General features: G+C 55.9%; 18 protein-coding genes. 12 read left to right on the top strand and 6 right to left on the bottom strand.

Annotated features, from left to right (window positions below):
* Positions 1 to 198 precede the first annotated feature (198 nt).
* The 6 genes from bamD to SH678x_RS17445 all read left to right on the top strand — a co-directional run bounded on the left by bamD (position 199) and on the right by SH678x_RS17445 (position 6,245).
* Positions 199 to 1,611, top strand: a complete 1,413-nt coding sequence (gene bamD / locus SH678x_RS17470; RefSeq protein WP_496919735.1) for an outer membrane protein assembly factor BamD — start codon at positions 199 to 201, stop codon at positions 1,609 to 1,611.
* A complete protein-coding gene (lptE, locus tag SH678x_RS17465; protein WP_496919734.1) occupies positions 1,589 to 2,125 on the top strand; it encodes an LPS assembly lipoprotein LptE in 537 nt (178 codons plus the stop codon). Before bamD ends, lptE begins: the two co-directional genes overlap by 23 nt.
* 58 nt (positions 2,126 to 2,183) lie before the next feature.
* A complete protein-coding gene (gene folP / locus SH678x_RS17460; protein ID WP_496919733.1) occupies positions 2,184 to 3,116 on the top strand; it encodes a dihydropteroate synthase in 933 nt (310 codons plus the stop codon).
* Between the two features lie 58 nt (positions 3,117 to 3,174).
* Entirely contained in the window at positions 3,175 to 4,464 is a 1,290-nt protein-coding gene (locus SH678x_RS17455) for a glutamate-5-semialdehyde dehydrogenase (protein ID WP_496919732.1), read from the top strand.
* Between the two features lie 31 nt (positions 4,465 to 4,495).
* Positions 4,496 to 5,545, top strand: coding sequence for a flagellar motor switch protein FliM (gene fliM, locus SH678x_RS17450; RefSeq protein WP_496919731.1), 1,050 nt, complete (start codon positions 4,496 to 4,498; stop codon positions 5,543 to 5,545).
* A gap of 346 nt (positions 5,546 to 5,891) precedes the next feature.
* The gene (locus SH678x_RS17445; RefSeq protein WP_496919730.1) at positions 5,892 to 6,245 is read left to right on the top strand and encodes a hypothetical protein; all 354 of its coding nucleotides are present in this window, start codon (positions 5,892 to 5,894) and stop codon (positions 6,243 to 6,245) included.
* A 4-nt stretch (positions 6,246 to 6,249) separates the two neighbouring features.
* Here the strand turns inward: SH678x_RS17445 and SH678x_RS17440 are convergent, their stop codons facing one another.
* The gene (locus SH678x_RS17440) at positions 6,250 to 7,986 is read right to left on the bottom strand and encodes a carbon starvation CstA family protein (protein ID WP_496919729.1); all 1,737 of its coding nucleotides are present in this window, start codon (positions 7,984 to 7,986) and stop codon (positions 6,250 to 6,252) included.
* A 203-nt stretch (positions 7,987 to 8,189) separates the two neighbouring features.
* Here SH678x_RS17440 and SH678x_RS17435 point away from each other — a divergent pair, with 203 nt between their 5' ends.
* Genes SH678x_RS17435 through asnS form a run of 3 tightly spaced genes read left to right on the top strand, consistent with a single transcriptional unit; the run spans position 8,190 to position 11,242 of the window.
* Complete coding sequence (locus tag SH678x_RS17435) at positions 8,190 to 9,236, top strand: thioredoxin-disulfide reductase (RefSeq protein WP_496919728.1); 1,047 nt, start codon at positions 8,190 to 8,192, stop codon at positions 9,234 to 9,236.
* Positions 9,237 to 9,291: 55 nt separating this feature from the next.
* Positions 9,292 to 9,813 carry a YfiT family bacillithiol transferase gene (locus tag SH678x_RS17430; protein ID WP_496919727.1) on the top strand — a complete coding sequence of 174 codons (522 nt, stop codon included), beginning with the start codon at positions 9,292 to 9,294 and terminating at the stop codon, positions 9,811 to 9,813.
* A gap of 19 nt (positions 9,814 to 9,832) precedes the next feature.
* Positions 9,833 to 11,242 carry an asparagine--tRNA ligase gene (gene asnS, locus SH678x_RS17425; RefSeq protein ID WP_496919726.1) on the top strand — a complete coding sequence of 470 codons (1,410 nt, stop codon included), beginning with the start codon at positions 9,833 to 9,835 and terminating at the stop codon, positions 11,240 to 11,242.
* Between the two features lie 18 nt (positions 11,243 to 11,260).
* Here the strand turns inward: asnS and SH678x_RS17420 are convergent, their stop codons facing one another.
* The gene (locus tag SH678x_RS17420; protein ID WP_496919725.1) at positions 11,261 to 12,280 is read right to left on the bottom strand and encodes an SDR family oxidoreductase; all 1,020 of its coding nucleotides are present in this window, start codon (positions 12,278 to 12,280) and stop codon (positions 11,261 to 11,263) included.
* A 36-nt stretch (positions 12,281 to 12,316) separates the two neighbouring features.
* Positions 12,317 to 13,099, bottom strand: coding sequence for a 3-deoxy-manno-octulosonate cytidylyltransferase (gene kdsB / locus SH678x_RS17415; RefSeq protein WP_496919724.1), 783 nt, complete (start codon positions 13,097 to 13,099; stop codon positions 12,317 to 12,319).
* Positions 13,100 to 13,288: 189 nt separating this feature from the next.
* On the opposite strand from kdsB, the gene glmS reads away from it, so the two are divergent.
* Complete coding sequence (glmS, locus tag SH678x_RS17410; protein WP_496919723.1) at positions 13,289 to 15,154, top strand: glutamine--fructose-6-phosphate transaminase (isomerizing); 1,866 nt, start codon at positions 13,289 to 13,291, stop codon at positions 15,152 to 15,154.
* Positions 15,155 to 15,189: 35 nt separating this feature from the next.
* Here the strand turns inward: glmS and SH678x_RS17405 are convergent, their stop codons facing one another.
* Positions 15,190 to 17,616 (bottom strand): alpha/beta hydrolase family protein, encoded by a 2,427-nt coding sequence (locus SH678x_RS17405; RefSeq protein WP_496919722.1) that lies wholly within the window; start codon positions 17,614 to 17,616, stop codon positions 15,190 to 15,192.
* A 272-nt stretch (positions 17,617 to 17,888) separates the two neighbouring features.
* Between SH678x_RS17405 and SH678x_RS17400 the strand changes: the two genes are divergently transcribed.
* Positions 17,889 to 18,680, top strand: a complete 792-nt coding sequence (locus SH678x_RS17400; RefSeq protein ID WP_496919721.1) for a BUD32 family EKC/KEOPS complex subunit — start codon at positions 17,889 to 17,891, stop codon at positions 18,678 to 18,680.
* An 8-nt stretch (positions 18,681 to 18,688) separates the two neighbouring features.
* Here the strand turns inward: SH678x_RS17400 and SH678x_RS17395 are convergent, their stop codons facing one another.
* Positions 18,689 to 19,600: a carbohydrate kinase family protein gene (locus tag SH678x_RS17395; protein WP_496919720.1), complete on the bottom strand. Its 912-nt coding sequence runs from the start codon at positions 19,598 to 19,600 to the stop codon at positions 18,689 to 18,691.
* 235 nt (positions 19,601 to 19,835) lie between these two features.
* On the opposite strand from SH678x_RS17395, the gene SH678x_RS17390 reads away from it, so the two are divergent.
* Positions 19,836 to 21,380 carry a glycoside hydrolase family 16 protein gene (locus SH678x_RS17390; protein WP_496919719.1) on the top strand — a complete coding sequence of 515 codons (1,545 nt, stop codon included), beginning with the start codon at positions 19,836 to 19,838 and terminating at the stop codon, positions 21,378 to 21,380.
* Here SH678x_RS17390 and SH678x_RS17385 read toward each other — a convergent pair.
* Positions 21,346 to 23,391, bottom strand: coding sequence for a hybrid sensor histidine kinase/response regulator (locus tag SH678x_RS17385; RefSeq protein ID WP_496919718.1), 2,046 nt, complete (start codon positions 23,389 to 23,391; stop codon positions 21,346 to 21,348). The genes SH678x_RS17390 and SH678x_RS17385 overlap by 35 nt on opposite strands.
* Between the last annotated feature and the right edge of the window lie 36 nt (positions 23,392 to 23,427).

Below are 23,427 nucleotides of genomic sequence, written 5' to 3'. Positions count from 1 at the left end.
TGGTGGGTGCAGGCACTGGAGCGCTTCGCGGCGCGTCGCGGCGAACAAACTTATTACGGTGAATTGGCTGTTGCTAGCAGCGCACGCAAACGCCCTTGACCGCGTTCCCCTTTGGCCTGTACGGTTCCGCGTCACTTGTTCTCCGACTGCGCACTGGTTGCGTGGTTGGAATGCCGTTTCACCTACACACGCTGCAGCATGCTCAGTAAGCCAGGCAAGCAGATCGCGATACTGTGGACCATCGCCACGCTCCTTCTAGGAGGCTGCGCGAGCATGGACCTTAATCCCACGAGTTGGCAGTTGCCGACCACCGGCGGGGGCGATCCCAAAGAGGTGGGCACCAAGGCGTGGTGGAAAAAGCACAAGAAAAAAGCTGAGTTCGTGCCGGGCGAAGGTTTTCGCGTGGCTGGCCAGGAAGGCTATTTCGATCAGGAAGGCCGGCCCATTCAGGCGAAAGTCGCCAAAGTCGTGAAGCCCAAAGGGGCCGGGGGCTTGCTCAACGACGTCGCTATGACCGAAACCATGGACGAAGTGAAAACGACCTTCGGCATGGGGCCCGACGCCACTGCCGCACGCGCAGCCTTTGCTAAGGGCGAAGAATTATTCCGGCAAGAAAAGTATGCCGATGCCGCGGAAGCCTTCGACGAAGCCGTAGACCGCGATCCGGATTCCGACATTGAACAAGATGCAATGTTCTATCTGGCGGAAAGTTATTTTTACGCCAACGAATATTCCAAGGCCGTTTCCCAATATGGAGACCTCTTGGAAAAGTATCCCAACTCGCAGCATCTCGACAAAGTTGTGCGGCGGCAGTTCGATATCGCGCGCTATTGGGAAAAGCATCATGAGTACGATCCTCATTGGGTCATGACGCCGAACGCCTTCGACGACACGCGGCCCTGGTTCGACACTTTGGGCTATGCCATCAAGACGTACGAAAATATTCGTTTGAAAGATCCCACTGGGCCGCTAGCCGACGATGCGATCATGGCGACGGCGAATTCGTATTTCTTGAGGGGACGCTACAGCGACGCGGATTATCACTACAACTTGCTGCGAACGGAGTACCCGCAGAGTGAGCATCAGTTTGAGGCTCACTTGTTGGGACTGCAAAGCAAGATTCGCAAGTATCAGGGCCCGAACTACGACGGCACGCCGCTTGAAGAAGCCAAGAAACTTGTCAAGCAAATCAAGCAGCAATTTGGCGTGGAGCTTTCGGCCGAGGAAAGCGAACGCTTGAACACGCAGCTGGCTCAGTTGAACGAAGCCTTGGCTGAACGCGATTATGTGGTGGCCAAGTATTACGACGAAACCGAGCACTATGGCAGCGCGAAATACTACTACGCCAAGATTGCCCGTGAGTATCCGACCTCGTCGCTGGGAACACAGGCCCGCGAGCGATATGATCAGATTCTCAGTTTGCCCGATCATCCGACGACTCAAGTTGGTTGGTTTTTGAAAATGTGGCCTGAGAATGCGGAGCGCAAAATGCTACAGCAGGTGCCAATGCTTGAGCAGGCGTCACCGCTCGAGCCACAGCCGGAAGTGGGAATCGCCACGCGACCGCAAACCGAAGGTGTGCAAGCCGATGGCAACACCGTCTATCGCTAAGCGTGTCGTGCTGAGCTTGCTCGCCGTGGTTCTGTGCGGGGGCTGTGCTTCGTACCGGATGGGGAGCGAATCGCTGTATGCCCCCGACGTGCAAACCGTCTACGTGCCGATGATCGAGTCGGACAGTTTCCGCCGGGATTTGGGCGAACGGCTGACCGAAGCGGTCGTCAAGGAAGTCGAACTCAAAACGCCATTCAAAGTCGTGGGCACCCCAGATGCGGATAGCATTCTTTCGGCCAGGCTCATCGCCGACACCAAGCGTGTGACCGTCGAAAACAAGAACGACGATCCCCGCGTGAACGAGATGGGGATGTTCGCCGAAATTTCGTGGCTCAATCGCCGCCGCGAGCCGTTGCGTTTGCCGTCCACGGTCATTTTGCCCCCGGAACTGCTGCCGGTGAGTCAGACGGCCCAGTTGATTCCTGAAGGTGGCCAGTCGGTCGCGGTATCTCAGCAGCAAGCGATCGAGCGGCTCGCGCAGCAGATTGTTTCGACGATGGAAGAGCCTTGGTAGTGTTGGCTAGAAAGTCTTATGCGGTGCAAGCACTGGCTTTGCATGTTAAGCTCAAGGGATGAAATTCGAGTCTTCTCTTGCTGAGCGATACCCCCAGCGTGCCACGCGTTGGCAGTTGCAATCCCGTACGCTTGAGTTTGGGCATTTGCCTTTGCTGATGGGGATCGTGAACGTCACGCCCGACAGCTTTTCGGATGGCGGGAAATTTTTTGACCCGCAAGTTGCCGTTGAGCATGCGCTGGCGTTGGTGGCCGATGGGGCGGACATTCTCGACATCGGCGGGGAAAGCACACGGCCTTATGCCGAGCCGGTGAGCATCGACGAAGAACTCCGCCGCGTGGTGCCGGTGATCGAGGCTCTCGCCGCAGCGGTCAGCGTGCCAATTTCGATCGATACCAGCAAAGCCGTGGTTGCCGAAGCAGCAATCGCGGCAGGTGCTGAAATTATCAATGACGTGACCGGACTGGAAGGCAATCCGGCGATGCTGCCTTTGGCGGCGAAATCAGAAGTTGGCATCTGCGCGATGCATATGCAAGGAACGCCGCAGACGATGCAGGACGATCCGCGCTACAACGAGGTGGTTCGTGACATCCGTGGTTATCTGGCGGCACGGCGCGATGCCTTGCTGACTGCCGGGATTTCACCGGAACGCATTTGCCTTGATCCGGGAGTTGGCTTTGGCAAAACGCACCAGCACAATTTGACGCTGATGGCCAATTGCTGGCAGTTTCATGAATTGGGCTGCCCGCTGCTGGTGGGGCATTCGCGGAAAGGTTTCTTGGCCAAGGTGATCGGCGATGCGGAACAGGATCGCTCGGCCGCCACGGTCGGAAGTGCCTTGTCGCTGGCCCGACAGGGTGTCCAAGTGATTCGCGTTCACGACGTGCGGCCCGTTCGCGAGGCCTTGCTGGCATTCGCCGCGACCGGTGGAATCGATGGCAATGCCTTGGAGCTAGCAAACCCATCGACGTTGACCCATCCTGGGCCATGAACGATACTTACGGAGATAGTGTCTGCTCATTGGACACTGTTGGGCAAGGCAAAACGTCATGGCTACCATCGAACAATCCGAAGTCGCGACCGGCGATCTTGCCGAGTATTGCACTCAGGTTGCGCGACGAGCCAAGCAAGCCTCGGCCCAACTCGCGCAGCTCTCTGGCGAGACAAAGATCGCTTGGCTGAAGCGGTCGGCGGAACTGCTACGTGAGAACAGCGATACGATTCAAGAAGCCAACGAACGCGATCTCGCGGCGGCTCCTGGCTATGGTTTGACCGCTGCGGAGATGGACCGCTTGCGGCTCACCCCCGAGCGGATCGAGGGAATTGCTTCGGCGCTGTGCGATGTCGCCATGTTGCCGGACCCTATTGGCGAAGTGATGCACTCCACGGTGCGGCCCAATGGGCTGGTGATCAACAAGGTTCGTGTGCCGTTGGGGGTGGTGTTCTTTATTTACGAATCACGCCCCAACGTGACCGCCGACGCCGCAGCGATTTGTGTTAAAGGTGGCAACGCTGTGATTTTGCGTGGCGGCAAAGAAGCCATCCACTCCAGCCAAGCGATTGTTGATTTGATGAAGATGGCGGCTCGTGAAAAGGGTGTGCCGCACGATGCCGTGCAGTTGGTGGAAACAACCGACCGCGCCGCGGTGGGGCATTTCTTGCAGCTTCCCGAATATATCGACGTGGCGATCCCGCGCGGTGGCGAGGGATTGATTCGCCGCGTCGTGGCGGAAGCCCAGATGCCGGTGATCAAGCATTTTCATGGCAACTGTCATGTCTACGTCGACGCCGCGGCGGATTTGGATATGGCTGTTGATATCTTGATTAACTCCAAGTGCCATCGGCTGGGGGTTTGCAATGCCGCTGAGTCGCTGCTGGTGCATGCCGACATTGCCGGTGAGTTTTTGCCATTGGCCGCAGCGGCGTTGGCTAAGCACAAAGTCGAAATTCGCGGTGACGAACGGACATGCGAACTTGTCGATTTCGCCGTCCCAGCAAGTGAAGAAGATTATGCGACGGAATTTTTGGCCGCGATTATCTCGGCTCGCGTCGTGGAATCAGTCGATGCGGCAATCACACATATTAACCGTTATGGTTCAGGGCACACGGATACAATCGTGACGAACGATTTGCTAGCCGCGCAGAAATTCACGGCGGCCGTCGACAGCGCTGCGGTGATGGTCAATGCGAGTACCCGCTTCAATGATGGCGGGGAATTTGGTCTGGGTGCCGAAATCGGGATCAGCACCGACAAATTTCATGCTCGCGGGCCTTGTGGCATCGAAGAGCTGACCAGTTACAAATACGTGGTTTTCGGACAGGGACAGGTCAGAAAATAGTCACAACACATTGAGCGCAATGGAGTGCGACATGGGTGGCGATGTATTAAGTCAAGCAGAAGTCGAGAACCTGCTGAGTGCCTTGGAGGCCGAGCCGGAAGAGTTGCAGTCGTTGTCTGCTTCGCCGGTGACGCTCAGGCCGAAAGAAAAGGTTACCGTCTACGACTTCAAACGCCCCGAGCGCGTCGGCAAAGAGCAAATGCGCGCTTTGCAAACGATGCACGAAGGCTTTGGCCGCAACTTTGGTGCGGCGCTCTCGGCGTTGCTCCGCAATATCGTCGAAGTGAAGCTCACCAGCGTTGATCAGCTCACCTACAGCGAATTTGTTTTCAGTCTCGAGAATCCGACGTGCTTCAATCTGATCAATGCGCCGCCGTTGGAAGGGCAGTTGATTCTCGACATTAACCCGTCGATCTTATTTCCGATCATCGACCGCTTGCTGGGCGGCAGCACGATGTCGACTGCTTCGGTGCGGCGGCCGCTGACCGAGATCGAGCTGCGGCTGGTGTCGCGGATTACGAGCTTGTTCCTCGCGGAAATGCAGCATACGTGGGAGAATGTTCTGAAGTTTGAGCTCGCCGTTGATCGCGTGGAGAGCAACCCACAGCTTGTGCAGATCATTCCCGCTAATGAAGTGGTTGTGCTGATTAGCTTTGAGCTGACTGTCGGCGAAACGCGTGGAATGGTGAACCTATGCATTCCATTTAACTCGATTGAGCGAATCAGCAACAAACTGACTTCCAATAGCTGGGTGAGCTACAGCAAGCGTCCGCCGACGCAAGAATCGATCCAAATGATCAGTGATCGGATTGCGGAAGCTCCCGTGGAGGTGGTGGTCGAGCTTGCCGAAACGACAATCTCGACCGCGGACCTGATCAACCTCCGTGTGGGGGATATCATCGCCACGGAAAAGGACATTTCCGAGCCGTTGGTGGTATCGGTCGAGGGAAAACCCAAGTATTTTGCCAAGCCGGGGCAACATAAGGGGCGCAAAGCGATTGAAGTGCTGGGGCTTTGCGAAGAACACCATCTGCAATACGCCGCGAAAAACGCAGCGGCTCAGGCCAAAACCGCAGGCTGAGCGTGGCCGAGTTCGTAAGAATCTAGTGACGAATCAATTGACACCGGGCCTGCTTCGCGGAAAGAATACAAGTTGTTGGCAACATCTTTTCATTATCTTATCTTTGATGTGACTGCCGTGATTGTCGCGAATGTTGCCTGTTCGCGATTTTTTTGAGAACGCAGAACGAGAAGAGTGCCAGACTCTCGCACGCGTGCAGGGAACACTGCACAGAGCGATGGCCTGTGGTTTGTCTCAGTTGAGTTGTTGATTTAGACCGTGCGCCGCAATCAAGCGACGCAATGGTTGCCAATAGCGACACTCGCGTCGGGAAATATTTCCGGCGAACCTGTGAGGAGACATGCACATGGGGATCTCGGTTGTTTGCCCCAACGGGCACGAATTCAAGGTCAAAGATAAATACGCCGGCAAGAAAGGCGTTTGTCCTTTTTGCCCCGGGCAAGTCGTCGTTCGCGTGCCTGATGCAACTTCGTCGGATCAACTCAAAACGGCCGCCTTGCGCGCCGTGCGCCTCGAACATGGCGGCTCACCGAGTGGGTCATCCGTCTTTGACGATCCGGAAGAACCCTCCGCCGAAACAAGCGGCAGCATGCTGGGCTCGTCAGTAATCCGTCACCACATCAAATGCAAATGCGGAGAAAAAGTGCCGATGTGGTTTGCGAAGTGTCCGAAGTGCAACGCGTTTATGCAGCAGTGGTGACGATTTACTGAGCAAGAGCAGGTTTAGGCTCAGGTTCTGACGGCTCACGCGAACCCAACAGCGCGATCACCGCTTCGTAGAGCATCATGGCGGCGAGCAGAATGAGCACAATGCCGATCCAACCGACAATGTCGGACGACATGTGCCACGTTCCGTCGGGCGAGCGAAATTTGCTCAGCGTCATCGAGGCCAGCGCCCAGGTGCTCGTGAGATACATGAGCAAAGTTGGAATACCGGTCACGATCCAAACCCACCAGGCACCGCGTGTTCGCCAGAGCCAGACCGTCACGCCGAGTAATGTCAGCGCGGCGAGCAATTGATTGCTGGCCCCGAACAGATTCCAAAAGATACGCCAAACCGGCACGTTGGGATCACTATGCCCCAGCAAGAAAAAGAGCGGTACGCCTGCGGTCAGCGCGGTACCCAACGCACGACCACCCCGACCGTGCCAGCCGGTAAGCTCCTGCAAGATGTAACGGCCCAATCGCGTGCAAACATCGAGCGTGTCGTAAACAAACGTCGTGAAGGCCATGAGCGCAAAAGTCATCCCCACGGCCCGTGGCAAATGTATGACTTCGAGGAACTTGCCGATCCCTTGCGAGAAAACTTGATTGGGCCCCCCGTTGAGTTGAGGCGAACCGGCCGCAAACATCATCACGCAGCAGAGGGCAATGATCGACACCATCGCTTCCAACAACATTGTGCCATAGCCGACTACGACTGCGTCGGTTTCTACGCGAAGTTGTTTGGATGTTGTGCCCGAAGCGATGAGCGAGTGAAACCCGGAGCAGGCACCACAGGCGATGGTGATGAACAGTAAGGGGAACAGATTGGTCGTAATTCCATCGGCCCCCGTAACTTGCCAGCCTCGAAACATCGGATACTCGGCAGTTCCACCGCCGAAAGCAAGACCCACTGCGCCGGCGGCGAGGGCCGCGTACAGAAACCAGCCTCCCAATTGCCCGCGCGGTTGCAAGAGCAGCCAGACGGGCATCACCCCCGCGATCAAGCAATAGACAAGGAGTATCACGTCCCAAGTCTTGCGGGCACCGTTGTCGTCTTGGCCGGTTAGTGCGGCTAAATCAAACGGCATGTATGGTCCAATAACAATTGCTCCGGCAACCAACGGCAAAAAGATCGCCAATGCCCACTTTTGCGACAAACCTGCGTAGCGCATCGCGAGGCCCATGATCAAAGTGAGCAGCAAATAGATGAGTGACGAACTGGCGATCGCCGCCCCCCCGACGCCGCCCGCTTCCGCGGTGGCCGCACCTACAAACGAAGCGGCTGTGACGTCGGTAAACGCCACGATGATATAAATGAGCGCGATCCAAATGAACGAGAGGAATAGTAAATAGGATCGGCGCGACATGTGCTCGCGGACGACTTCGGCAATCGAACGGGCTTTATGGCGAATCGAAGCAACCAGGGCCGTGATATCGTGGACGCCGCCGACGAAGATTGAGCCGATCAAAATCCAAAGCAGAGCCGGCAGCCAGCCGAAGGTGATCCCAGCGAGAATAGGCCCCACGATCGGTCCCGCGGCAGCAATCGCTGAAAAGTGCTGGGGCAAGAGGGCCGACGAGGAGAGCGGCTCAAAGTCGATGCCATCTCGCAATTCGACGGCAGGTGTCTTGGTCTTGGGATCAAGCTGCAAGAGCCTTCCCAGGAGTCGGCCGTAGGTAAGGTAGGCCACCGTCAACACGACCGCCGACGGAAGCACGATATAGAGCAGATTCATGGAGAAGCTTTCACAACGCGAGAAACCGCAGCCAAAAAGTTGCCGCTACTCTACATCATAGCCCGTCGGGTAGAAACGTCGCAATTTGGCTTGGTTTACGGTTTTCAGTGGCTGGCCTATAATCTTCGCTGCCGAGGGAGCTGCACAATTCGAGACGGTGAGTCGCCCGGCATCTTGGGATTTTAGAAGTTGAGGAGACTATCTTGCCGGAAAAAGTTGTCATCGTTGGAAGTGGACCCTCGGGTTGGACAGCAGCCATTTATGCGGCCCGCGCGAGCTTGGAGCCAGTCCTTTTTGAGGGGGCGATCACGGAAGCTAACCGGTTGCAGGGAACCATGCCGCTGGGGCAGCTCGCTCTTACGACCGAAGTGGAAAATTATCCCGGCTTTCCCGCGGGCGACTTGAGCCACTATCTGCGTTCGGCCTTGCCGGAAGAGCATCATTGGCTTGCCGATCTGCATCATGGGGAAGGCTGCTCGGGACCTGAATTGATGCACCTGATGCGCAAGCAGGCCGAGAATTTCGGTACGCGGATCATCACAGATGACATTGTCGACGTCGATTTCAGTGGCCAGCCGTTTAAGCTCAAATCGCTTGAAGGCCAAGAGATCGAAGCTCATTCGGTGATCATCGCCACCGGGGCACGGGCAAATTATCTCGGTTTGCCTTCGGAAGAACGCTTCAAGAACGCCGGCGTGAGTGCCTGTGCCGTGTGCGATGGTGCATTGCCACGTTTCCGTAACAAGCCAGTGGTTGTCGTCGGTGGCGGCGACTCGGCCGTGGAAGAGGCTGATTATCTTTCCAAGTTCGCCAGCGTCGTTCACCTCGTACATCGCCGCGACGAATTGCGTGCCTCGAAGATCATGGCCGAGCGGGCGAAGAACAACAAGAAGATCGACATCGTGTGGAACAGCGCCGTTGAGGAAATCTTGGGTGACGACAAAAACGGTGTGACCGGCGTGCGGCTGGTTTCGACGATCGACGACAAGAAAACGGAAAAAGAAATCGCCGGTGCGTTCATGGCCATCGGCCACACGCCCAACACGAAGTTTCTCGAAGGCAAGCTCGAGATGACCGCGAAGAAGTATCTCAAGTGGACGGTGCCGTTCCGCACGAATACCAGCGTGGACGGCGTGTTTGCCGCGGGGGACGTGGCCGACGACTACTATCGCCAAGCGGTAACGGCTGCCGGATCGGGGTGTATGTCGGCGTTGGATGCTGAACGTTGGTTGGCTGCGAAGGGTCTGTAGAGCGATTCAGTATTCACAGTCCTCACAGGGGCGATAGACAATCGCTATATCGACGATGGATGCGCCGCTTAATCCGGTGGGAGAATATGCCGCCGAGCAGGAATGCACTCCGGCTCGCATCGCGGAATTGATCGAGCAAATTGCTTCGGCCCCTGTGGAATTGCGGAAGGCTGTTGCGGGGCTATCGGAATCCCAACTTGACACGCTGTATCGCAAATGGTCACTTCGGCAGATTGTCCACCATTTGGCCGACAGCCATGTGAACAGCTACATCCGCTTCAAATGGGCTTTGACTGAAGATTTGCCGACGATCAAAGCCTATTTTGAGGATCGTTGGGTCGCGCTGTCGGATTCCAAGCATGGCGAAATTGCCGCACCGCTCGCGTTGTTCGACGCGGTTCATGCCCGTTGGGTACAGCTTTTGAAGTCGATGGACTACGGCGATTTTGAGAAGTCGTTCATCCATCCCGAGACGTCGCAGCAAGTCACATTGAAATCAGCCCTTTGCTATTATCCGTGGCATAGCCGCCATCACACGGGACAAATTGTTTGGCTCCGCCAGCAGCACGGCTGGTAACTACGATTGGGAAGGATCCATGAAAAAACTTTCGGTACGCGAAGCGCGTGATGCCAAGTCGGTAGGACAAAACGTCTTGATCCAAGGTTGGATTCGCACTCGTCGCGATAGTGGCGGCGGCTTCAGCTTTTTGGAAATCAACGACGGCACGTGTTTGAACAATATCCAAGTCATCGCGGATGGCACGCTTGCGAACTACGAAACGGATGTCAAAAAACTTGGCGCGGGGGCAAGCGTTTCGGTCCGTGGCGAGATCAAACCATCCGGCGGCAAGGGCCAAGCGACCGAACTCTACGCCAGCGAAATTATTGTTCATGGTTGGGCCGATCCCGACGAATATCCGCTGCAAAAGAAGCGGCACACGATGGAAAAGCTCCGCGAATGGGCCCATCTACGGCCGCGCACGAATACCTTCGGCGCGGTGATGCGCGTGCGGAATCGCATATGCCGTTCGATTCATGATTTCTTTCAAGAGGAAGGTTTTCTGTACATTCACACGCCGATCATCACGGCGAGCGACTGCGAAGGGGCGGGCGAGATGTTTCGCGTGACGACTCTCGACCCTGCAAATGTGCCGCGCAAAGAAGATGGAGCAGTTGATTTCGAGCAAGACTTTTTCGATCGCCCTGCGTATCTCACCGTGTCCGGGCAGTTGGAAGGAGAAATTTACGCCACGGCACTCGGCAAGATTTACACCTTCGGCCCCACGTTCCGCGCCGAGAACTCCAACACCTCCCGGCATTTGGCCGAGTTTTGGATGATCGAACCGGAAGCCGCCTTTTTCGAGTTGACCGACAACATGGACCTCGCCGAGCGGTTCCTCAAACGGATCGTCAACGACGTACTCGCCGACTGCGACGAGGATATGCAATTCTTCCACGAGCGAATCGACAACACGGTACTCGATAGCCTTAAGACAATCTCGGGCAAGCATTTCCAGCGGCTGAGCTATACCCAAGCCATCGAGATCCTGGAGAAGTCAGGCGAAACGTTTGAATATCCCATCTCCTGGGGCACCGATTTGCAGGCCGAACACGAGCGATTCATCACCGAAGAGTATCTGCAAGCGCCGGTGATCCTGCACGACTATCCTGCAGCGATTAAGCCGTTCTACATGAAGGTGAACGACGAAACTCCCGACGTGCCGGGCCGAACCGTACGGGCGATGGACGTGCTTGTGCCACGGGTGGGGGAAATCATCGGCGGCAGTCAACGCGAAGATCGGCTCGATGTGTTGCTCGCGCGGATGGCCGAGCAGGGGCTCAACCCTGACGATTATTGGTGGTACATCGAGTTACGAAAGTTCGGCTCGGTGCCGCATTCGGGGTTCGGCTTAGGCCTGGAACGGATGGTTCAAGCTGTGACCGGCATGGCCAACATTCGGGACGTGATTCCGTTTCCGAGAACACCGGGGAACGCGGAGTTTTAGGAAGAGGGGTTGGATGAACTACGCCGCATTCACGCGCCGGGGATTGCGGTACAACACCTCGGCCAGCAACTCGGGAGAACCGCGAAAGCCATCACGTTCGTAGTGCCACTTGTCGTGGGTTGGAACCCAATCGTTTTCCAGTGGCCAGGGATCAAATGGTTGATAGCCCAAGGCCTGCGCGAGCTTAGTAGAATTCATGGAAACATCGCCCGCTCGCGGGGGAATAGGGCCCGCCTCAATTCGAGGACAACCCATCAATAAGTGCGGATCGTACCCGCCCACGCGATTGATCACCTGCGCGATTTGATAGAGAGACAACCGACGTGGCGCTCCCGCGTGATAGAGGCCAGCAAGATCGTTGCCGAGTAATGTTTCGTAAACATGATTCAGGCAATCGGTGTAGGTGGGCGTACGAACTTCATCGAAATAAAGCGTGGCGGGGCGGCCCTTGGCAAACCGGGATTGAATCCAGTCGATGGCCCCCGCGTGGCCATTGAAACTCACGCCCATGGGGAGCGAAATTCGCAACGTGCAGGCCGCGGGAGCGCAGTCAAACAAAAGCTGTTCGGCGGCTACCATGGTCGTGCCGTAGACGGTCACTGGATCGGTGCGATCCGTTTCAAGATGACCGGGCCAATCGATGGGTTTGCAATCGCGACCACCGAACACAAGATCGATTGACGTATGCACCAGTCGGACTTGCCGTTCGACGACGATCGAAAGCAGCGTGATCATTCCTTCGACATTCGTTCGCCAGGCGAGCCGCGAATCGAGTTCGCACGATTTCAACGCACAATTGCCAGCGCAGTTCAGCACAGAACGAAATTGGTACTGGTCGAATAAGCGCTCGAGACCCGCGCGATCTTCGGCGTTGCAGGCGATGATTCCTGGTCCCGACAGGGGCCAATTGTCCCCTTGCCGAATGCCGATGACTTGGCCTGGGTAACGCTGCTGAAAATAGGCGAGCGCATTGTAGCCCGCTACGCCGGCGATGCCGGTGATCAACAAAGGCAAGGGCAATTCGTTCGATTCGTGCATGGGCCAATTATAGCTCAAGCCGTCGGCGAACGTCACCTAGGCCGCGAGGCGCTGGCGACGCTGCCTTTCAACGAATGCAGCGTAATCCGCGGGAGTGTCGATGCCCCGGGTTGGCTGAGCGATCTCGCCGATCAGGATCGTTTCACCTTGCTCGAGAATTCGGAGTTGTTCGAGCTTCTCGATCTGCTCGGTCTGGCCCATGGGCAGGCTGGCAAACCGTAGTAACAAGTCGCGACGATAAGCGTAGATGCCGATATGCTGGAAAAATGTCGCTGGCGATGCCGTAAGCATGTCGTCCCGCCATTCACGCGGATGGGGGATCGGACTGCGGCTGAAATACATGGCCCGTCCGGCATTGTCGAACACGACTTTCACGCACGCCGGGTCTTCCAAAGCTTCGCGACTGCGAATCGGTGTGGCCAAGGTTGCCATCGTGGCGGCAGGATTCTGTTGCAACAGCATAACCAAGCGGTCGATGGCCTGGGGATCAATTTCCGGCTCGTCTCCCTGCAAATTAACGATAATTTCCGCCCACGGAATGAATCTGGCCACTTCGGCAACCCGGTCGGTACCACTGGGGCAGTCGGGGTTGGTCAGAATCGCGCGCCCGCCAAAGCGCTGAACCTCGTGTGCGATTTCGCGATCATCGGTGGCGATGAGGATGGCCTCTGGCAATGTTGCCCGACAGGCGGCTTCGTAGGTGTGTTGAAGCACCGTTTTCCCGGTGTCCTTAAGCAGCATCTTGTCCGGCAGGCGCGTCGAACGGCGGCGAGCGGGGATGACCAACAAGCACTTTTCACTTTCCACGAGACGTGACATAGAATTTCTCCGGCGGGGCCAAGAATCGCGGCTCCTAAATACCAAAACTGCCGCGTTAGCTCCACGTCAGTCCGTGGGGCTGGCTCCTTATCTCCGTGGCCGGAATTCGCCGAAAATGCTAACTTAAATGTTGCCACGACTGCTGGCATGGTTGCTAGCAGCCTACGACCTTTGGAAGGAAGTCGTTCTATGTGCGGAATAGTCGGTTACGTCGGATTCGCGGACGCGAGCGAGTACTTACTCGAAGGCTTGCGCCGCTTGGAATATCGCGGTTACGATAGCTCGGGAATCGCCACTATCGAAGATGGCGAGATAACAATCGATAAAGCTGCTGGTCGGGTCGACGAGTTGGCCAACTTACTAAAGCGGCACGCACACAAAGGTTCAATTGGCATCGGGCACACCCGCTGGGCCACGCATGGCCCGGCAAACGATGTGAATGCTCACCCGCATCTGGGTGGCGACTGTGTGTTGGCCCTGGTTCACAACGGCGTGATCGAAAATTTCCGTGCGATCAAAGAGCGGCTCATCGATAAGGGCTGCGAATTTCGTTCGGCCACCGACACCGAAGTGGTCGCACAGCTAGTCGCTTACGAGTTAGAGAAAGTTTCTGACACCGTGCTGGAAAGCGAAGATCCCTACGCCCCGTTGATTGCCGCGGTGCAGAAATCGCTGACCAAGCTACGCGGGACTTACGGCCTCGCGATGGTGTTTCGCGATTGGCCAAACGTAATGGTCGCAGCACGGCTTGGCAGTCCGCTGGTGATTGGCGTGGGCGACGGCGAAAATTTTATCGCGAGCGACGGTTCCCCCTTGGCGGGTCGCACGAACAAGATTGTCTATCTGGCCGACCATGAGATTGCACTCGTCACCTCCGATTCGATCCGCGTGATTCATCGCGATTCAGGCGACGTGGTTCACGACGTGCAAGCCCTCGATATCGAAGCGGCCGACATGGATCTCAACGGCTTTCCCCATTACATGCTCAAGGAAATCTACGAGCAGCCCGAAACGATTCGCAACGCGATGCGCGGGCGTTTGGACAAAGACTCGGCCACGGCCGTGTTTGGTGGGTTGAATCTCACGGCGAATCAATTGCAATCGGTGAAGCGATTTGTGCTGACGGCGTGTGGCACGAGTTGGCATTCGGCGCTCGTGGGTGAATACATGATCGAAGCCCTGGCGCGAATTCCCGTGGAAGTGGAATATGCCAGTGAGCTGCGCTATCGCAATCCGCCGCTTGATAACCAGACCCTGTTTTTCGCCTTGACCCAAAGCGGCGAAACAATTGATACCCTGGCTGCGCTCCGCGAGATGAAACGTAAGGGGCATCCCACGATGGCGATTTGCAACGTCGTGGGGAGCAGCATTGCTCGTGAAGCGGACGGCGGCATTTATCTGCATGCGGGGCAGGAAATCGGCGTGGCGTCGACCAAGGCCTTCACCGCCCAGTGCGTGGTGTTGTCGCTCCTGGCCTTGTATTTCGGCCGGTTGCACCATTTGAGCTACGAAAGTGGATTGAGAATCATCGAAGAGCTTGAGCAGCTTCCAGGCCATGTGGAACGAGCGTTGGAAACCAACGAAGTGACCCGGCGGATCGCCGAGAAGTACGCAGATTGTAACAACTTCTTATATCTTGGCCGACAATACAATTTTCCTACTGCCCTGGAAGGGGCCCTCAAGCTCAAGGAAATCAGCTACATCCACGCCGAGGGCTATCCCGCGGCAGAGATGAAGCATGGCCCAATTGCGCTTGTCGATGAACATACCCCCAGCGTGTTTATCGTGCCCCAAGGGCCGGTGTATGACAAAGTACTAGCCAATGTCGAGGAAATCAAAGCCCGCGGCGGCCCTGTCATCGCGGTGATTGATGACGATGATTCGCGCGTGGCCCAACTCGCCGATGACGTGATTTACATTCCCCCCGTGACGGAGCTGCTGCAACCGATCGTCGCCGCAGTGCCGCTACAACTATTGGCGTACCACATGGCGGTAGTTCGCGGCTGCGACGTCGACAAGCCGCGGAATTTGGCCAAGAGCGTCACGGTGGAATAGTTAGCCGGCATCGTCCCGATGTCGTTGGGGCCTTGTTAAAGCGCCGCATCCCGCCACACGATCTCACCCGGCTCGACCGTCCAGGCGATGCCAAAGAATCCCGCAGCGCGGACGTCGTCGTTCCCGGTCATGAGGCTCTGAGAACTATAAAGCAACAAGTCCGGAAAGTTTGTGCCGTTCACAAACACAGGTAGGCGGTCGGTCGTTCGCATGCCGGTGATGCCCGTGCCCCCGATCACGCCGACGACCGCGTTAGAACTGCCGCGGCGGGGATGAACAAATACGCAAGCCAAATCGTCGCCAAGTTCCGGTCGGCGGTCGATCCACACGCCGTCTCGTCGCATTTGCGCCGGCGATGTCGAGAGCAGCACAGGCCACGCCAGATTCGTGTCGGCATTGCCGTAGAGCACGACGTTACGATCGCGATAATTTTCGGGTTTGAAAACCTTGTCGGCGACAATTTCTGCGGAACCGTTGAGTCGCACGAGCATTGTCTCGGCATCGTAACGGGCCTTGGCCAGTGCCCATTGGCTTTCTGCGGGTGTGCCGTTTGTGCCATAAACTAGCACCGCATTGTTCTCGAACACGCTTCGCAGTCCGCCATAACGCGCGGGGCGTTTGAAAGAAGCGGGCAAGCTGGGGACCAATTGCCAAGCCTCATCGTGCCGCAAAAAGGTGAGCGGTCGGCCATCGACGGCGAATTCGCCCACTGGCTCGCCATCGAGGGCGACTTCAACGACCGTATCACTTTTCAGTTGGGATGTTTCGATCGAAAGTGCCTTGACATTGACCGTGAGACCCAAGAACAGGTTGCGAGCACGGTCGAACTTCACCGCGGCGCGGCTGAGCGCCCATTGCTCTTCTTGGCCCAAGATCGTCAGCCAGCGGCTTTGCGAATTCACCCCTGGGCTGAACGTCACGCAATCGGCCTCCTCGACTTCGATATCGGTGGGCGATAGGTGCTTGGTTACGAACGTCAATACTTCGGTGAGATTCTGTTCCGGTGTTTCATTGTCGATGGTACGCGATTCAAATTTCGGATGGAACGCGCGGAACAATTTGATGAGCTCTTGAGTAAGCGGGTTCGAATTGTCTTCTTCCAGTAACAGAGCGCTTGAAACCGTGTTTCGCAGCAACGGTGTGAGTCGATTCGACCATGCCACGCGCTCCAGCAGCTCTTCGATGGGCGTGTCGACGTCGGTTTGTTCGTCGCCCGCATATTCGAGCCAAGGATCACGCGGCGCGAGCGCGGCCCAACGATCCGCGGCGATTCCGCCGAGTCGCAACACGCCATGCCCACCTGTGTTGGTGCCACGCAGCCACGTTCGCCGTGGGTCGTACTTCACATGCTTCGCCGCATCATCCAGAGCTTCCAAGACATCTCGAGCTGACCAATCTTCCCAGTCGCACCCTTCGACCCGTCGGCCCGTGGGAGCCGACAAATGCACGCCAGCAGCAGCTTGCAATTGTGAGAGTAGATTGGTTGGTGTTTGGTCAGCATCATGCAATGAAACCAACATCCCAGCTTCATCATTGCTATCTTTGGCAGGCAATAAACGATAAGCCTGCACGCTGCCGTCGAGTTTGCTGCGAAAGGTGCGCGTTTGCTGTTCGCTCGCTTCGACGATACTAAGTTCGATCTTCGCTGGTTTACCGTTTGTAGGATCACTCCAGGCAAGCTCGACGTTGGTTTTGTCGGATGTAGCGCTATCGGCGTTCCAGTTTGGCAAAACCGGAATGGCTACCTTGCGAACACTCAATGGCGGTACAGTATCGACTTTCGCCGTCAAGTCTCCGCCACCGGCAACGGTTGTTTTGACTTGTGCATCGCTAAGTGTTTGTTCGCGACAATTCACAACGACTACGCCCAACCACACCGGTTCCGTTTCATCGCGTACCAAGTCAGCCTTGGTCACATCACGCAGATCGAAGAACACATCGTCAGTGGGCCTGGAGAGTTTGACGCGGAGCTTCCCAGCTGCGGCATGAAACAACAGTTCATTGGTGCCGGGGTTGAGCATGATGGGCAAGACCGTGCGTCCCGTGAGATACGGATCACCTGCGCGCGGTTCACCGTTGACGAAGACCATCGCGTGGCCTGACGCTTCCAGTAAAGCAACCTGGCGTTTGGCCGATTTGACATGGGCATAAGCATAACCGCCCCGTAGCGTTGTATGCTCCAGCCAACCATCTTCGCCGGCTTGGAACTTCTGCCAGGTGACTTTCTTGCCATCGTAGGTGGACACTTCAGACCCCAAGGTGGGGGGGTGCCAGTCACCGCTGGCCAATTCTGCTTGCAGTGGATCGACGTGAAGCGGAACCCGGCCGTAGCGTCCTACTCGGGGCAGCACCAGGAACTCGGCGACGACAAGCTGATCACCGGTAAACTCTTGCGCTGCGGGGATTTTGCCGCCTAGCAATGAGGTGGCAATTAGCAGGGATAAACAAAGAGGCTTAAACATCCAGCAATCAACAGGCGTAGAGGATTTTGATATTCAATCTCAGATGAAAGGCTCACCCAAAACAAGGTTACATTTCCTTAAGCCAATTGTACCCATTGCGAGGGGTTTTACTAAATATCCCCTGGAAATCAATCGAAGATGGATTAATCAGCATCATTGATCGCTCTTTCAATGCTCTTCTCTCATCACGAGTGCTGGACTAAAAATCTGCCTACGACGACCTCACAGTCTAGGTAGCCAGCCCACATGCAAGCAAGCAAAGACACGTGACCATGCTAACGATTAGCGCCGAAAATCCACAGAGCCTCACAGATGTGGCCAATGTTCTCAGTCCCCTGCGCGTCAGACGTGAGGCATGGCATGGGCGCAAAGTCTGGATTAAACAAGCAACACGACCCAAGGCGACAGTCTTTCATAAGATTCAGCAAGTCCTTTGCCGACTGATTCCCATCGAAGGTTTTCGCCCGACCGTTACCGCGGGAGGCGCAGCGGCGTTGCATCACGAAGCAAGACGCATTGCCGAATTGCGTAAGGCAGGGTTTGTTGTTCCCGAAGTGCTGGCCCGTTCTGACGAGTGGCTGGTCTTGTCGGATTTAGGTTTGACGGTGGACCGTCATTTCACTGAGCAGACGAATATATCAGCGGACGGCGTTCGCGACGTGATCAGTGCCTGCGGCCGGGAACTTGCTCGGTTGCACACAGCGGGGCAATGCCACGGTCGTGCCAAGATCAATGATTTTATTGTGACCAATGGTGGTGAGATTGGCTTTATCGACTTTGAAGAGGACGTTTCGCATCTCAGCCCCTCTTCGATACAGGCGCGTGAGATTTGGTTGTTTCTGAGCGGAGCTTCACGCTACGCAAAGATTGCCCCCAATATCCTGCCGGTGGCCTTTGGAGCCTATCGTGAAGCTCGCGGTGATGCTGACTTCACGGAACTCAAGAAGATGCTCAAAGTACTCAGGATATTTAACTGGACCGTCTATCCCTGGAGGTGGATCCTGAGTGCCGATGTCAGTCGCGCCTATGCGGCTACGGACTTTCTGCTGAAAGCTGAGCTATAGGGCGGCACTCACACCTGTACGAGAATCTCTCCAGGCAGGACTGGCGTCGCGCCTGGTTGAGCCGCCACATAAGCACCCACGCGATTGGCGAGGTTGACGATCTCCGGCAGCGGTTTGTCAAGCAACACGCCAACTATGATCGCCGCACAGCTAGAATCTCCAGCGCCTACATTGTCGGCATTCGGTTTGCGTGGATAGCTGGGAACATTTCCTTTCACTAGCTGCGTTGCCGAGTAAAGGACAGTCCCCTTTTCGCCCCGCGTTAATGCGAGCAACTTTAAGTTATACTTCGCGATGAGACGGAGCGCCTGTTCATCAACAAGGGTCGCTGGGGGCATCTCTATCGCCTTGCTCACAATGGGCAGCTCGTTTTCGTTGAGTTTCACCACGTCGGCAAGTTCGAGAGACGTTCGCAAAATTTCCTGCGAATAGAATCGTTGCCTAAGATTGACGTCGCAGACTTTGAGCGCGGACTTGGCCGTGGTGAGAAACTGTCGAATCGACGCGCGGCTTGCTTCCTCACGTTGGGCCAATGTGCCGAAACAAACGGCCGAGCATTTTGTCGCCAGCTCCGCGAGTTTTTCGTTGAACTCGAGATGATCCCAAGCTACGCACTGCTTGATTTCGTATTGCGTTTCGCCCGTGGAATCGATCTCCACCTCGACCGTGCTCGTGGGGTAGCTGTCGGAGATCGCAATGTACTCGGTCGTCATGCCGCGGTCAGCGAGCTCAGTGAGCAAATTGTTACCTAGGTTGTCGCGACCCACTGAGCTGGCCACCACGCCGCGCCCCCGCGATTGCAAAAGCTGATGAGCATGCACGGCGAGATTCACCGGCGCGCCTCCCAGGACGATGTGCTTATCGGAAAAACAATCGAACAGGGCCTCACCCAATCCAACGACAATCAGCGGACTCGTCAAAATGAAATCTCCCCCGACGCTAGTATCTTGCAATATTGCACTTCAGGCTTGTTCTGATAGGGAATTATAAGGTCATTCGCTGGTCTGGCGAACAGGTATGGGTTGGCTCACTCCATCTTCCCGTCAGTAGTTCAACGCAATTAGGTTGAGATTTCGCCCCCAATCTTTATACTGGAAACATCAATACCTTCTCGCCAAGGTGGCTTTTCCTCTCATTGTTACAAGGGTACTGCAAGTGCCTGTGTGTCAAAAATATTTCTTCCAGGCGCTCATCTTGTGCCTCCTGGCTATTGTTGCCAACCAGGGCTTGCAATGTGCTCAAGCAGGTCCCGTGATTGTGCCGGGCTGGGGAAGTCCTGTCTTTCAAGAGAACTTCGCGGGGAGCGGCATCAACACGGGTGTGTGGGAAGTCGCTCATCGTGCCAACGAAGCCAACGGCGAAGCTCAGTACTATCATCCCAACCAGGTTTCGGTCGGAAACGATCTGCTGCATCTGCGGGCCGACCTCGATCCAAGTTACACCTATGGCAAGCCTTACCTTTCTGGGCTCGTGCGGACATGGCAAGAGTGGAGTCATGGCCGCTTTGAAGTTCGGGCTAAGCTCCCGCACGGCCAAGGTTTCTGGCCTGCGATTTGGTTGCTTCCTCGCCATGCGAGCTGGCCGGCCGGGGGCGAGATCGACATCATGGAAGCACGCGGCGATCTACCCTATGGCATGAGCAGCGCGCTCCACTGGGGATGGGACTTCAACTCGCGACAGTATCGTTCGGAGTGGTACGAGAGCGGCGCGAATTTTCAGGCCGACTTTCATGACTATGCCGTCGAATGGGAAGTCGGCACTGTTCGATTCTATGTTGATGGTGTCGAGCACATGCGTCTGTACGAACCCGACGTGGGGATTCCCAGCACGCCTAAAAGCCTGATTCTGAATCTGGCCGTCGGCGGCAATTATTCTGGCTACCCTAACCAAACGACCCCCTTCCCGTCCGAGTTCGAGGTCGATTATGTGCGCGTTTGGCAGCGTCCTACACCTAGCGCGCCACCAACATCCCTGATCGCCGACCCAGGCTTCGAAGAAGCTGGCGGATCTCTCGCCAATTGGGGCGTATTTGGCAGCAGCATTAATAATGTGCTTTCGGATTATGGAACGCCGCTTGATGGTGAGCGCTCGCTCAAACTCTTTGGCCAATTCAACGGCCAGACGAATGTTTCGGGTGCCTACCAAAGCGTGCCGATCACGGGGGGATCGCATATCGTGGCCGGTGCGCACGCGCTGACTCGTTCCGAAGATTCGATCGCCGACACGCTTAACGTGGTTGAAATGAAGCTGGAGTTCTACAGCGAGTTCGGTGCCCCCTATGGGTCACAATACTTTTTGGGCGAGTCGATTATTACTTTGGCCAACGGCGAATCGCCTGAAGATGCATGGTCGTACAGGCAAATCAACGAGTCAGCACCACTCAATGCGGTGGAAGCTCGCTTGGCGTTCGTCTTTGTCCAACCCTCATCCTACGATGGTGGGAGCGTGTTCATCGATAGCGTCACGCTTTTCGCTCAGACAGCGGGGGACTTCGACGGAGACGGAAATGTCAACGGCCGCGACTTTCTCATGTGGCAACGCGGGGGTTCGCCCAACCCGCATTCGACGACCGATTTGCAGTTGTGGCAAGCAAACTACAGTATTAGCGCACTGCAAGCTGTCCCTCTCGGCGTCCCAGAACCGACAGGCCTCATGTTGCTACTCGTCAGTACTCTGATCGTTGCAGTGCACCGTTGGTAACTTCAAGCACTTCCCGCACTTTCTTGGCGAGGTTAATTCGCGAGTAGGGTTTTTGCAAAAAGGCCACCCCATCTTGCACGATGCCTCGCCGGAGAACATCGTCATCCATGTAGCCCGATACATACAGGACTTTCAACTGCGGATTAAGCTCCAGTAGCTGCTCGGCCAGCATACGCCCGTTTAGTCCTGGTAACACAACGTCCGTCACGAGTAGCTGAATAGTCGATGGCTGGGTTGCGAAGACCGCCAGAGCTTCTTCGGCGTTTCCTGCCGTGAACACGGTATAACCGCACTCCTCTAAGATAAGTTGGCCCAGGGTGGCCACGGATTGTTCATCTTCCACCAAGAGGATGCTTTCCACTCCCAACGGAGTCAGTTCCTCGACTCGTGAAATTTTTATGGATGGTTCTAGTTGCTTAACGCATGGCAAGTAAATACTAAACGAAGCCCCCTTGCCAGGTTGACTTTCGACCTCGATATGACCACCGCTGTGCTTGACAACACTATGAACAACGGGCAGGCCCAAGCCTGTTCCTTGGCCTACCCCTTTGGTCGTGAAGAAGGGCTCGAAGATGTGCTCGCGAATGTCATCTGGAATTCCCTCCCCCGTATCGATCACTTTCAACATGGCATATAAGCCAGGCTGAAGCGTGTGATGAGCTGCAGGATATTCTTCGTCAACATCAATATGATTTGTTTCAATCACGAGTTTGCCACCATTGGGCATGGCATCGCGGGCATTGACCGTTAGATTAAGTAAGACCTGCTCTAACTGTCCATACACTGCCTTGACGCTGCCCAGCTTCGGATCCAAATTCGTAATCAAGCGAATATCCTCTCCGATGACACGGCCGAGCATTTTCTCTGTGTTACGCACAAGGTCGTTGAGGTCCAATTGGGTTGCCTCTTGCACCTGCTTACGACTGAACAGGAGGAGCTGATTGGTGAGGCCTGCTGCTCGCTCGCCGGCCCGCTTGATTTCTTCGAGATGTTCGTGGGATTCGACTTGTGCTGGCGAGGAATCGAGCAAGACATCGCAATAACCCAGGATGACTGTCAAAAGGTTGTTAAAATCGTGGGCAACTCCTCCAGCCAGTCGCCCGATCGCCTCGAGCTTCTGTGATTGACGGTACTGTTCCTCGAGTTGACGCCGCTGGGTGACATCGGTCGAGATGCCGACAAAATTTGTCAATCGACCGTTGGCATCCATCACGGGCGAGATTGACAATTCATTCCAGAATGACGTGCCGTCTTTGCGGTAGTTGAGTATTTCAACCGTCAACTGACGGCTTTCTTGAACGGCCATGCGAAGATTATGAATGGTCTCGATGTCGGAATCTGGACCTTGGAGAAACCGGCAGTTCCGACCAACGAGTTCTTCTGCAGAGTAGCCTGTCATTCTTTGTAGCCCGGGACTGGCATAGATAATCGGGTTGTCCGGCAGGCCGGGGTCAGTAATCAAGATGCCTTGTGTCACCGCTTGGATGGCTCGATCGAGTATTCGCAAATTCTCTTCTGCGCACTTGCGTTCGGTGATATCGTGCAAGCAATTGATCGCTCCGGTGATCTCGCCTTGTTCATTTTTGAGCGGAAGAATATTGGCGAGGACAGTGATCCGCGAGCCATCGGGCCGTTCGATGATTGCTTCAGCATCTACGATCTGTGGAACCGTGCCCTGGAGCACCAGAGCCATCCGGCAGTCCTCGTGGGCCATAGGACTTCCGTCAGGGAGATACATCTTGTACGAGCCACAGTACAGCTCATTGTTATCTCCAACGGCGGGAGTGCGGCCCCAAACCTCGACCGCACGGCGGTTGTACTCCATGATCCTGCCCGCAGCATCGCAAGTATAGACAGCCACGGGGCCAAGTTCGAACAAAGTGCGAAAGCGATTCTCGCTTGCGCGTAGCGCAGTCTCTGCCTGCTGTGCGCGTTCAGTCAGTTCATGTTGATGAACTGATGAGATCAGCAGCGCCTCGTTCACCTCGCGAAGTTTTTGTTCAATGTCCACGGGTTAACCAGCATCTTTCATAGAGGTTTTTCTTGC

The organism is Bythopirellula superficialaquae, assembly GCF_059632245.1.
This window is presented reverse-complemented; position numbering and strand designations above follow the sequence as displayed.